This window comes from Paraburkholderia tropica (assembly GCF_900109265.1).
GTDB classification, from domain to species: domain Bacteria; phylum Pseudomonadota; class Gammaproteobacteria; order Burkholderiales; family Burkholderiaceae; genus Paraburkholderia; species Paraburkholderia tropica.
Genome location: NZ_FNZM01000013.1, coordinates 100,571 through 112,577 on the forward strand (window position 1 = coordinate 100,571; position 12,007 = coordinate 112,577).

Sequence of the window (12,007 nt, forward strand, 5' to 3'; positions counted from 1 at the left end):
TTTTGCATGACGTGTCGCTCGATCAGGACACCGCGCGCGCCGGCAGCAGCTTGCCGTCCCACAGCAGTGCGGCCGTCTTGAAGAACAACAGGCCGATCACCAGGTTCGAGGCCGCGAACAGCACGAACGCCAGTTCGTGTTCCCAGTGCGGTGCGCCGCCTTGCGCGATCAGCATCGCCAGCGTGGGCAGCGCGGCCGTGCCGAAGCTGAAGGCCCAGTACGACGGCGCGAAGGCTTGCGCACGGATCCACGGCAGCAGACGCAGCAGCAGAAGCGCCTGATACAGACCGTAGCCGAGCAGCGCGTAAGCGATCAAACCCGTCGTGCCGGTCAGCCCCGTCGTCAAACCCGTATGTGCCGCCGTGCCGGTAATCGCCATCCACGCCACGCCGCCGACCACCGGCGGCGCGAGTTGCACGCCGAAGCCAGGGCGCAGCGCGGGCGCCGTCGGGGCGGCATGCGCGGCGCGGTTGAGCAGCATCGATTCGATCGCGAGCCACGAGAGCGCACCCGCACCGAAGAACAGCATCGCGAGTTCGGGCAGACCGAAAGCGGCGGCCGTGGTCGCGGCCACGAAGCCCGGCGCGACGGTCGGCAGATAGATCGCCGGCGTGACGAGTTCCGCATTGCGCGCGCCCTGCCAGAGCCGTCCGTGCAGCATCACACCGACGCCGAGTTGTGCGACCGCGCCCACCGCGAACAAGGCCAGCGCGAGGTCGGGCGACCAGAGCTTGATCGCCTGCGCCGCCAGCATCGCCGAAACCGGGCCGAGCGCGACGAACGACGACTGCACTTCGTGCGCCCACTCCTTGCGCGCGGCCTCGCGGTGCGCGATCCACTTGATTGCATACATTGCCGTGATCGCGCCCCACACCACGAGCGCGGCGACGGTCAGCACCTGCGCCGCCACCGTCGGCACTTCCCAAAGCTTCGCCGCGACGCGCCACGCGCCCGCCAGCGCCAGCGCGCCCACTGCGATGCCGAAAAAGCCCGCCGGCATCGGTTCATGCTTGGTGATCCATGCGTTCATGATCCACTCCAGACTTGAGACGGCGGATGCCGTCGTTCGATGGAGTGACTTTAGGCGCGCGGGCGTCTGGCGCGAATGCCGGGGGCGCTCAGGAATATGCCCGATCGTCTCAAGCGTCGAAATCCGCGCCGAAAGCGCGCGCCATGCCGCGTCACGACGCCGTCTGCGCGAAGTCCAGCACGGCCTTGAACCAGCCCGACGTCGTATCGATGACGAGCAGCGCGCCCGTCGACGGATCGACCTGACTGCTCGAAATCCACAGGATGCAGCCGTCCGCGCCCGCCGCGCGCAACGCGTCGAGACGGAAGGTCATCTGGTCGTAGGTAAGTAGATGTTCCGTCCCCGCGCTGTCGGTCCAGATCGGCGTGATGTACGGCAGTACCTTTTTCGACGTGCCGTTGAGCGTATCGAACGCGCGCGACTGGGACACGGCGAAGCTCGCGGCCGAACTCCAGTTGGCGTCGCCGGTCGCGGTGCCGTCGTAGTTGTAGTTGTACAGCGACGGGCTGTAGTAATCGACCAGCGCGGCCACGCTCGCATATTGCGGATTGAGCGCGCTGTACGTCGCCTCGGTCGAACTGCTCCAGCCGAAGGTGTTCTGCGGGACTTCGCCGTAAAGCCCGACCACGGCGCCCGGATTGTCGGCCTTGAACAATTGCAACGCCTCGCTCAGATTCTCGACGATGGTCTGGCCGTTGCCCGTCGCCACGCTCGGGTAGAAGCGCTTCGTGTCCCACACTTCGAGGTCGAGCGAAACGGGCGTCTTGCCGGTGCTGTCGGCGGCCTCGGCGGCGGTCGCGATCTTGGTGCTGTCGACGTCGTATTCGTCCGTGCAACTGGACAGCGGACACGTCACGAGCTTGCTCGAATAGATCAGGTTGAGCGGCGCGATGCGCTCGCTCCCGAACCACGCATCGGTGATCGAGTGCGTGCCGCTCGCGTCCTGATACTGTTTGAGCTTCAGGAACTCGTAGATCGAAAAGGGCTTCGCGCAGGTCACGGCGATCGTGGCCGTGTGACCGTCGGTCGTGCTCACGCTGATCGTGGCCGCGCCCGCTGCCACGCAACTCACCGCGCCCGCCGACGAAACCGTGGCAATCGACGTGTCGCCGCTCGACCACGCGATCGTGCTGCTCGCGGGCAGCACGGTCGCCTGCGCCGCCGCCGATTTGCCGACCACCAGCGCGAGCGTGGTGGGCGTGACGCTCAGGCTCGTGGTGACGGCGGTGCTGGCAGTGGCGCTGGTCGTGGCGGTGTCGCCCGGCGTGCCGCCGCCGCACGCGTTGAGGGACACCATCGCGGCGCCGAGCAGCGCCGCCCTTACAACCCGGCTTGAAACCTGGCGTAAATCCCGGCGAAAAAGCCGTAGCGGGATTCGGCTCGAAAACGTCATGTACAACCTTTATGAAATGCAGGGGATCGCAGCGGCGCGCGCGTGCTGGCGGCGCCTTTCTCCTTGTCGGCCAAATGGGGCGCGACTTGAGGGTGCGAGTTGAGCGCGCAACGATGACGAAGCCGCCCAGGCACCGCACTCACCGCGCGAATTCGCTGTCGCGCACCGCCTCGATCAGATAGTCGACGAAAGACGCAATGCGCGCTGAAATCGCCGTATTGCGGTAGTAGACCGCGTTGATCGGCTGCAGCACCTCCAGCGTCTGCGCTGTAAAAAGCTGCACGAGCGCGCCTTCGCCACGGTCGCGCGCCGTCATGAAATCGGACAGACAGACGATGCCTTCGCCCGCCAGCGCGAGTTGCCGCAGCGTCTCGCCGCTGGACGAACGGATGCCCGGCGCAATGCGATACGGCGCGTTATCCGGCCCCGCGAGCGGCCAGACGTTGAGCGCCTCGGGCTCGGTGAAACCCAGCAGCGTGTGCTTCGCGAGGTCCGCGACGCGGCGCGGCTGGCCGTGCGTCTTCAGATACGCGGGACTCGCGAGCACGCGCACGCGGCTACGCCCGACCGGCTTGCTGTGCAGCGTGGAGTCCTTCAACTGGCCGATGCGGATCGCGACGTCCGTGCGCCGCTCCAGCAGATCGATGATCCCTTCGTTGCTGTTCAGCTCCAGCTCGATCTGCGGATAGCGCGCACGATAGCCCTGCACGAGCGGCACGATCACATGCAGCATGAACGGTGTCGCCGCGTCCACCCGCAGGCGGCCCGAAGGCCGTTCGCGGCGCGCGGCCATCTGCTCCTCCGCGCCCTCCACCGACGCGATGATCGCCCGCGCGTCGCGCAGAAACGCGCTGCCCTCCTCGGTCAGTTCGAGACGCCGCGTCGTGCGCCGCAGCAACGTGGTCCTGAGCTTGTCTTCCAGACGCCCCAGCGTGCGGCTGGTGGCCGAAATCGTCAGCCCGAGCTGATGCGCGGCAGCCGTGATCGAACCCGTATCGACCACGCTCACGAAGGCTTGCAGTTCATCCAGTGTGACTTTCATTCTTGATTTGAAATCAAAACTCTTTCGTTTATAGACGACTTTTTCTGCAAAAGTAAAGCGGGCACACTGCGTCCTGTTCAAAAAACCGCTGGAGCCCCTTTCGCCATGACCCCGCCCCTCACTTCCGCGCCCGCACGCGAAGGCCACGCCTGGCTCTCGCTGCTGGCGCTCGCCATCGGCGCATTCAGCATCGGCACCACCGAGTTCTCGCCGATGGGCCTGCTGCCCGTGATCGCCGAGGGCGTACACGTGTCGATTCCCCGCGCTGGCATGCTGATCACCACTTACGCGATCGGCGTGATGGTCGGCGCGCCGCTGATGACGCTCGCGCTCTCGCGCTGGTCGCGCCGCAGCGCGCTGATCGTGCTGATGAGCCTGTTTACGATCGGCAACCTGCTCTCGGCGTTCGCCTCGGACTACACGACACTGCTGCTCGCGCGCCTCGTCACGAGCCTCAATCACGGCGCGTTCTTCGGCCTCGGTTCGCTGGTCGCCGCGAGCGTGGTGCCGCGCCACAAGCAGGCGAGCGCCGTCGCCACCATGTTCATGGGCCTGACGATCGCCAATATCGGCGGCGTGCCCGCGGCCACCTGGCTCGGCCAGACCATCGGCTGGCGGATGGCGTTCGCGGCGACCGCGGGGCTCGGCGTGCTGACGATGCTGATCCTGCGCGTCGCGCTGCCCCAGGGCGCAGCGGGCCAGGCACCCAACCTGCGCGGCGAATTGCAGGTGCTCACGCGCCCGGCCGTGCTCACGGCGATGGCGACCACCGTGCTGGGAGCGGGTGCGATGTTCACGCTCTACACCTATATCGCGCCGACGCTCGAACAGATCACGGGCGCCTCGCCGACCTTCGTCACGGCCATGCTCGTGCTCGTCGGCGTGGGTTTTTCGATCGGCAACGCGGCGGGCGGCAAGCTCGCGGACCGCTCGCTCAACGGCAGCCTCGTCGTGTTCCTGACGCTGCTGGTCGCGATCATGCTGGCGTTCCCGCTGCTCGCAAAAACGCATCTGGGCGCGGCGTTCGCCGTGGTCGTGTGGGGCCTCGCCACCTTCGCCGTGGTGCCGCCGCTGCAGATGCGCGTGATGCGCGCCGCCGCCGAAGCGCCGGGCCTCGCCTCCTCGGTCAACGTGGGCGCCTTCAATCTCGGCAACGCCGTGGGCGCGGCGGCCGGCGGCGCGGCGATCTCGGCGGGCTTCAGCTACGCCGCCGTGCCGGTGGTCGGTGCGCTGATCGCGGTCTCGGGCCTCGCGCTGGTGCTCGTGCAGATCGCCCAGAATCGCCAGCCCGCGCCAAGCGCCGCGCGCTGATTTCACGCTGCTTTTTCAATCGATTACTTCACGGAGTCCAACATGAGCAACATTCCCGCATTCGGTCTCGGCACGTTCCGCCTGCAAGGCCAAGTCGTCATCGACTCGGTGCGCAACGGTCTCGAACTCGGCTATCGCGCCATCGACACCGCGCAGATCTACGGCAACGAAGCCGAAGTCGGCGAAGCCATCGCGGCCTCGGGCGTCGCGCGCGACGACCTCTTTCTGACCACCAAGATCTGGGTCGACCACTATTCACGCGAGAAGCTGATCCCAAGCCTCAAGGACAGCCTCCACAAACTGCGCACCGACGCCGTGGATCTCACGCTGATCCACTGGCCCGCGCCGAACAACGGCGTCTCGCTCGACGAATTCATGAGCGCCCTCGCCGAAGCAAAGCAGCAAGGTCTGACGAAGCAGATCGGCGTGTCGAATTTCAATATCGAACTGACGAAGCAGGCCATTGCCGTGGTCGGCAAGGACAACATTGCGACGAATCAGATCGAATTGAGCCCATACCTGCAAAACCGCAAGCTCGTCGACTTCTTGCAGCAGGCAGGCATTCACGTGACCTCGTACATGACGCTCGCGTATGGCAAGGTGCTCGGCGACCCGGTGATCCGCGCCATCGCCGAACGCCGTCACGCGACGCCCGCCCAGGTCGCGCTCGCCTGGGCGCTGCGGCTCGGCTACTCGGTGATTCCTTCGTCGACGAAACGCGAAAATCTCGCGAGCAACCTGCTGGCGCAGACGCTCGAACTCAGCGACGACGACATGGCGCAGATCGCGGCGCTCGAACGCAATGGCCGCGAAGTGAGCCCCGAAGGTCTCGCCGCACAGTGGGACTGAGGCGCTGAATCGACCGCTTTTCGAAGCTTCGCGGCGTGCGCGCCGCGAAGCTCGCAACACGTATTTTCAAAGGAAAAATGATGGCAAGCGTGAGCGTATCCGTCGATATCGACGCGCCCGTGGAATCGGTCTGGGCCTTGCTGGGCAACTTCGACGGCCTGCCCGGCTGGCTTGAATTCGTGCGCTCGTCGCGGCTTTCGGACGACGGGCGTCTGCGCCACCTCGAAGCGATCGACGGCGCGATCATCGTCGAAGCGCTACTCGAGCACAGCGACACGGAGCGCTTCTATCGCTATGCGATTGTCGAAGGCCCCGATCCGGTGACGGGCTATGAGGCCGAGGTGTCGGCGCGGCGTATCGACGCAAACCGTACGACCGTGACGTGGGCCAGCCGCTTCGAGCCGATCGATGCGCACCACGCGGATTCACTTGTTGGGCATTACTCAGTGCTCTACCGCGCGGGGTTGAACCGGCTGAAGTCGCTGAGCGAAAAATAACGCTGCAATAATCCCGCGCTGCGACTTTAGCCACAAAATCGCAGCGCAGCATCGCCGCCCGCCTGCGGACCCGCTATTTCCCTTAAAATGGTGGTTTATCCACCCCACCCCGCAAGGCGACGCGCTGATGGAACAAGAGCGATACAAGGGCTATGTCCTGTGGGGACATGCCATCGCGCAGCAGGAAGAACTGCTCGCACCCGAGCGCTATGCGGGAAGCGGCACCATCACGCTCGACCTCAAGCTGGTCGAAGCGTCCGGCATACTCGGCACCTTCGACACCGAGCAGGAAGCGCAGGACGCCGGGCTCTCCTGGGCGCGCGCGTGGGTGGATTCGCACGGATAAGCGCACGGATAAGCGCACGGATAAGACCAGGCATCAAAACAAGCGGCGCGCTCAGGCCGCCGCTTTTCCACGCGCCCGCTCGCGTGCACGCCGTGCATCCTCATGCCGATAGTAGCGGCCCAGCACATAGCCCGCCGTCGATCCATGCAGCAACACGGAGATGACGATGGCGTCGAGCGCCGCGGGCAGCACGGGGCGCAGCACATCGCCCGCTTCGGCCAGTCCCCAGACCGCGTAATAGAACGCGCCCACGCCGCGAATCCCCATCCAGGCCATCAGGCAGCGCTGCCGCGAGTCGGCACGCGCGCCGATCATCGACACCAGCACGGCAAGCGGACGCACCACGAACACCAGCACGAGCGCGAACGAGACCGCGCGCCAATCGAGCATCTCGCGCCAGTGCGCCGACACCACACAGCCAATAATCAGCAGTACGGATAATTCGGCGAAGCGCTCGATTTCGAGCGTGAAACCCGTCATGCTCTCCGCGAGCAACACGTGCGCACGCTGCGGATCTTTCGCGGCCTCCACGCGCTCGCCAAGCTGAATGGTCTCCAGCGTCTCGGCGGGCCGTCGCTCGCCGGTCGCGCGCAATTCCTCGTGGCGCAGCGCCACGCCCGCCGCGAACACCGCCACGAACGCATACGCGTGCAGCAGCAACGCGGTGCCATACGCGACCGACATGAGCCCGATGGCGATGAAGCCATCGAGACCCACCGCTTCGCCATAACGCGTACGCAGATGAAAAACGAGGCGCACGCACAGCGTGGCCAGCACCGCGCCGACCAGCAGCGCCCCCGCAACGCCCCAGACGAGCGAGAGCGCGAAGGTCGCCGCGTTCGCCATGCCCGTGACGTGCACGCCGCACAACGCGAGGCCGAGCAAGGCGAACGGCAAGGCCGCGCCGTCGTTGAGTCCGCCTTCGCCGGACAGCGCGAAGCGCACGGGTTCCGCGTCGCCCGCTTCCTGCACGCGCAATTCGTTGGCAAGCACCGGATCGGTCGGCGCCAAAGCGGCGGCGAGAAATAGCGCAACGCCAGGCGCGGCGCCCATCGCAAGGCCGAAGCCGAACATCAACGCGACGCTGATCGCCATCGCGACCACGCCGAGCCGCAGCGGCAAGATCCAGAGCGGATCGAGCAGACGCACGCGCAAATGCATGCCCACCGAAAACAGCGAGATCACGAGCCCGGCTTCGGCCAGCACCGCAAGCGTGGACGCGTTGTCGGCAAGATCGGCGTGAACGAGACCCAGCACGCCTGGTCCGACCACGACGCCCACCGCGAGATAAATCATCGCACCCGTGAGCGGCAGGCGCGCGATCGGCCCGCGCGCGAGCGCCACGAACATCAGCAGCACGCCGACCAGTAAAAACCACAATGCTTCGTCCGACATCGCTCGTGCGTTTTCCTTTTCCTTGTGTCGATGAGAACTGCCTGCGCGTCATCCGTCGAGGCTAAATGTCTTCCGGACCTTCGATGCGATCGGGCAACACATCATCGTCGGGACGCAGGGTTTCGTCGCCGTCGGCGGACGCGCGTTCGCCCGTGCCGCTTCGGTCGGTGTCGCTGCGTTCTTCATCCGCGCCTAATTCGAGCGCGTGATTGTCGAGCTCCGTATCGCGGTCGAATTCGTGGCGCTTCGCGCCGAGCGTATCGCTGCCGCTATCCGAGGAGTCGCCGGGTCCGAGCGATTCGATATCGTGTCCGGGCGCGACGGGCGGCGTCTCTTCGCCTGCGTTGTCGTTGTCGGGGTCGAGTGTGCTGGTCATGATGTCCTCCGTCACGGTTGTCGTGCATGGCACACACTCACCTGTGCAAACGCCGAACCCGGCTCGAACCATAATGAGCGCCGCTATGTTTGCCGGTATGTTTTTACCGACAAAGTCGAAATTACCTTCATCGATAAAAACTGACATATGCCGCGCGAACGCCTACGATTCGTAGAGCTGAAAGACACGCAGTGCGCGATTTTTTTTCTCGCGCATAATGAAGTACACCGAGGACGTAACAGCGTTTCGCGTGGCAAGTCATGCAAGGACCGGCAGGACTGCACCTTGCTGCGCCAGACAGGCCCGGCCAATCCGCAGAGGATTGGCGCCGGGCATTTTCACTACGCCAAACTTCACGGAGGATCGAGATGAGAATCGAGTTTACGAATCGACGTCATAGCGTGGCGGCTGCGCGCATTGCGTTCGAAGCGCACGTCGACGACAGGCCGGTCTGGTGCAGCGTGTCGATGGACGCGCTCAATACACGCTTCGGCAATGAAGGCACGTCGTCGAGTTCGCTATTGAGTGCGTTCGACGCCAATCGGCCCACCATTGAGCGCGCGGCACGTCATGCGCTCTCGAAGAATGGCGGTCAGTCGCTCGAGCTCGAACCCGGCGATTTCTCGTGAATCGACGCGCCGCGCGCCGGGATGCGCGCGGCGCGCTCGCTCCCTTCCCCACATTCGCGTGATTCGGGTCATTCAATAAAAGTCGCGAGAAAACAGCGGACACCGTCCCGCCGCGAGACGCTGCGGAATGACGCGTTGCGCCACCGCTTCGATGCGGCTGCGATGACGGTCGAACGCGGCGATCATGCTGTCGCGACGCGAACGGCTCGCACCGAAATGCTCTTCTATGGCTTCGAGCGACAACTCGCAGATCACCTCGACGCCATCGACGAATGCCGCGAACGCAATAGTCCGGTTCGTCGTCCAGAATGCGGGTCCGGATGGAAAATTTATTAGCAACGTAGTTCTCCGACGAAAGCGCACCGTATGCGCGCTGGGCAAAAGCGCATTTTTCGCGCCCGCGCTGCCCGATCGAATCAGGTGCCAATCATCTCCGGAATGCGCGCCCTCAAGGCGTCGATGGCCACGCGCGTCTTCGCGCGCAGGTTCCGCACCTGCGGCCACACCGCATAGATTTCCTGCGAACGCACGCGATAGCTGTCGAGGACCGGCACGAGCGCGCCGCTCGCCAGATGACGCGCGACCAGCCAGCAAGGCAGCCACGCCAACCCATGACCGTCGATGGCGGCGCTCGCGATCGCCTGCACATCGTCCATGCTGATCTGCGTGCGGATACGCACGGGCTGCGTCTGCGCGTTCGGGCCGCGCGCGTCCCACGGTGCGATCACGCCCGCGCGCGAATAGGCGATGCCGGTGTGATCCGCGAGATCGGCGAGACTGGCGGGCGTGCCGTGTTGCGCCAGATACGCGGGCGCCGCGGCGATCACGATGTGCTGCGTGCCCAGATGGCGCGCCGCCAGCGTGGTGCTGTCGCGCAACTCGCCGATGCGCACGGCAAGATCCACCCCCTCTTCGATCAGATCGGTATAGCGGTCCGTGAAAGACAGATCGATCTGCAATTGCGGATACTGCCGCGCGAGATCGAGCAGCACCGGCGCGACGCACCAATGCCCGAACGCCTCGGGCACGCTCACGCGCAGCCGCCCGCCCGGCTCCACGCGGCTGATGTCGAATGAGGCTTCGGCGTCGTCGAGTTCCGCGAGCGCGCGCACGCAGCGCTCGTAATAGCACTGCCCTTCGGTCGTCAGCGTCTGGCTACGCGTGCTGCGATGAAGCAGGCGCACGCCCAGCCGCGTTTCCAGCCGCGTAATGGCCTTGCCGACCGCCGAGCGCGTGAGATTCAGCCGCTCGGCCGCCAGCGCGAAGCTGCCCGCCTCCACGACCTGCACGAAGGTCGCAACACCATCCAGTTTGTCGTTCATTGGTTCCTCACAGGAATCATGACAGGGACACAAACGCGTCAATACGGGAATTCCATTCCCATAAACTGAGTGTAGCCGATTCGACGACATGCGAATCTCCCCCGCTCACCTGGAGTCCCCACATGCAGCTATCCGAACTCGGGCAAGACCTCGCCCGCGAAACCCATGACCCGCTGCGCCCCACGCAGATGCGCCGGAACGCCCTCGCGCTGATCGCCGTCTGCCTCGCGGCCATGATGTTTTCGCTCGAAATTTCGAGCGTGCCGATGATTCTGCCGACGCTCGAAGTCGTGCTGCACGGCGACTTCAAGCAGATGCAATGGATCATGAACGCCTACACGCTCGCGTGCACGACCGTGCTGATGGCGACCGGCACGCTCGCCGACCGCTTCGGCCGCAAGCGCGTGTTCGTCGTCACCATCGTGCTGTTCGGCGCGGCGTCCTGGCTGTGCGGACTGGCGTCGAGCACGACGGCGCTGATCGCGAGCCGCTTCGTGCAAGGCGCGAGCGGCGGCGCGATGCTCATCTGCCTCGTGGCCGTGCTCTCGCATCAGTTTCCGCAAGGCGCGGCGCGCGCACGGGCATTCAGCGCGTGGGGGATCGTGCTCGGCATCGGCCTCGGATTCGGCCCGCTGGTGGGCGGCGCGATCGTGGCGCTGTCGAGCTGGAAATGGGTGTTCTGGGTGCATGTGGCGATCGCCGTGGCGACGCTCGGCCTCGCGCTCGCCGGCGTGCGCGAATCGCGCGACCCGCAGGCGCGCAAGCTCGACATCGCGGGCATGGTCACGCTGTCGGCGGCGGTGTTCGGCTTCGTCTGGACCATCACGCAAGGCGCGGATATCGGCTTTTTCAGCGTGCCGGCGCTGAGCGTGCTGGCCGCGAGCGCCGCCAGTTTCGCGGCGTTCGTCGCGATCGAATTGCGCGCCGCGCATCCGATGTTCGACTTCTCGGTTTTCAGAATCCGCAGCTTTTCGGGCGCGCTGCTCGGCTCGGTCGGCATGAACTTCAGCTTCTGGCCATTCATCATTTATTTGCCGATCTATTTCCAGAGCGTATTGCACGAAAGCCCGCTCGCTTCCGGACTGTCGCTGCTCGCCTACACGCTGCCGACGCTCGTGTTCCCGCCCATCGGCGAGCGCCTCGCGCTGCGCTTGCAGCCCGCGCGCGCGATTCCGGCGGGCCTCTTCACGATCGGCTTGGGCTTCCTGCTGATGCGCGCGGGCAGCGCCTTCGGCCACGGCCACGCGCTGGCCGTGCTGCCCGGCTGCCTCGTGGCGGGCGCGGGGCTAGGCATCACCAACACGCCGGTCACGAACACGACGACCGGTTCGGTCTCGGCGGACCGCGCGGGCATGGCCTCGGGCATCGACATGAGCGCGCGCATGGTGACGCTCGCCATCAACATCGCGCTGATGGGATCGCTGCTTGTCGCGAGCGTCGCGCGCCATCTGCAGGACGCGCTCGGCGGCGCGGCGCAGACGGTGTCGTGGCAGGCGCTGGCCGCGCGCGTGGCGGCGGGCAATCTCACGCCGGGCGATGGTTTGATCGACCCCGCGCATTTTGAACCGCACTTTGAAACGACAGCCCGCGCCGCGCTCGAAGCCGGTTTCAACACGCTGATGCTGTACGGCGGCCTCGCGGTCTGCACGCTTGCGGTGCTCAGCTATCTGATTTTCTCGCGCAGCCCAACGCGTTGAAGATGGCGTCTTCCTGCAAACGCGCCGCCGATCTATGTCATATTGGCGGTCTTGCGCGCGGCGACCGTCAGGCGAGCCGCGCGCCGCCGCACTTCCCGACACGACCCACTACCTCATGGA

General features: G+C 65.6%; 13 protein-coding genes. 6 read left to right on the top strand and 7 right to left on the bottom strand.

The window, feature by feature from the left end:
* Nucleotides 1–22: 22 nt before the first annotated feature.
* From tehA to BMY06_RS22300, 3 genes are all read right to left on the bottom strand, one after another.
* Nucleotides 23–1,030, bottom strand: coding sequence for a dicarboxylate transporter/tellurite-resistance protein TehA (gene tehA, locus BMY06_RS22290; protein ID WP_074985281.1), 1,008 nt, complete (start codon nt 1,028–1,030; stop codon nt 23–25).
* Between the two features lie 151 nt (nt 1,031–1,181).
* Complete coding sequence (locus tag BMY06_RS22295; protein WP_074985283.1) at nt 1,182–2,327, bottom strand: Ig-like domain-containing protein; 1,146 nt, start codon at nt 2,325–2,327, stop codon at nt 1,182–1,184.
* A gap of 235 nt (nt 2,328–2,562) precedes the next feature.
* The gene (locus BMY06_RS22300; protein ID WP_065059704.1) at nt 2,563–3,465 is read right to left on the bottom strand and encodes a LysR family transcriptional regulator; all 903 of its coding nucleotides are present in this window, start codon (nt 3,463–3,465) and stop codon (nt 2,563–2,565) included.
* Between the two features lie 105 nt (nt 3,466–3,570).
* Here BMY06_RS22300 and BMY06_RS22305 point away from each other — a divergent pair, with 105 nt between their 5' ends.
* The 4 genes from BMY06_RS22305 (at nt 3,571) to BMY06_RS22320 (ending at nt 6,468) form a co-directional block, all read left to right on the top strand.
* A complete protein-coding gene (locus tag BMY06_RS22305) occupies nt 3,571–4,776 on the top strand; it encodes an MFS transporter (protein WP_074985285.1) in 1,206 nt (401 codons plus the stop codon).
* Between the two features lie 42 nt (nt 4,777–4,818).
* Nucleotides 4,819–5,625, top strand: coding sequence for a 2,5-didehydrogluconate reductase DkgB (gene dkgB, locus BMY06_RS22310; RefSeq protein ID WP_074985287.1), 807 nt, complete (start codon nt 4,819–4,821; stop codon nt 5,623–5,625).
* A gap of 80 nt (nt 5,626–5,705) precedes the next feature.
* Nucleotides 5,706–6,122 (top strand): SRPBCC family protein, encoded by a 417-nt coding sequence (locus BMY06_RS22315; protein WP_074985289.1) that lies wholly within the window; start codon nt 5,706–5,708, stop codon nt 6,120–6,122.
* 127 nt (nt 6,123–6,249) lie between these two features.
* Nucleotides 6,250–6,468, top strand: coding sequence for a hypothetical protein (locus BMY06_RS22320; RefSeq protein WP_065059707.1), 219 nt, complete (start codon nt 6,250–6,252; stop codon nt 6,466–6,468).
* A gap of 51 nt (nt 6,469–6,519) precedes the next feature.
* On the opposite strand, the gene BMY06_RS22325 is transcribed toward BMY06_RS22320, so the two are convergent.
* The gene (locus BMY06_RS22325; RefSeq protein ID WP_074985291.1) at nt 6,520–7,863 is read right to left on the bottom strand and encodes a cation:proton antiporter domain-containing protein; all 1,344 of its coding nucleotides are present in this window, start codon (nt 7,861–7,863) and stop codon (nt 6,520–6,522) included.
* A 61-nt stretch (nt 7,864–7,924) separates the two neighbouring features.
* Nucleotides 7,925–8,239 (bottom strand): chemotaxis protein, encoded by a 315-nt coding sequence (locus tag BMY06_RS22330; protein WP_065059844.1) that lies wholly within the window; start codon nt 8,237–8,239, stop codon nt 7,925–7,927.
* Nucleotides 8,240–8,607: 368 nt separating this feature from the next.
* Between BMY06_RS22330 and BMY06_RS22335 the strand changes: the two genes are divergently transcribed.
* A complete protein-coding gene (locus BMY06_RS22335; protein WP_065059709.1) occupies nt 8,608–8,868 on the top strand; it encodes a DUF1488 family protein in 261 nt (86 codons plus the stop codon).
* A gap of 72 nt (nt 8,869–8,940) precedes the next feature.
* Here BMY06_RS22335 and BMY06_RS22340 read toward each other — a convergent pair whose 3' ends face one another.
* Entirely contained in the window at nt 8,941–9,207 is a 267-nt protein-coding gene (locus BMY06_RS22340; protein ID WP_065059710.1) for a DUF1488 family protein, read from the bottom strand.
* Nucleotides 9,208–9,284: 77 nt separating this feature from the next.
* Complete coding sequence (locus BMY06_RS22345; protein WP_074985293.1) at nt 9,285–10,190, bottom strand: LysR family transcriptional regulator; 906 nt, start codon at nt 10,188–10,190, stop codon at nt 9,285–9,287.
* A gap of 122 nt (nt 10,191–10,312) precedes the next feature.
* On the opposite strand from BMY06_RS22345, the gene BMY06_RS22350 reads away from it, so the two are divergent.
* The gene (locus BMY06_RS22350) at nt 10,313–11,887 is read left to right on the top strand and encodes an MFS transporter (protein ID WP_080180756.1); all 1,575 of its coding nucleotides are present in this window, start codon (nt 10,313–10,315) and stop codon (nt 11,885–11,887) included.
* The last annotated feature ends 120 nt before the right edge of the window (nt 11,888–12,007 follow it).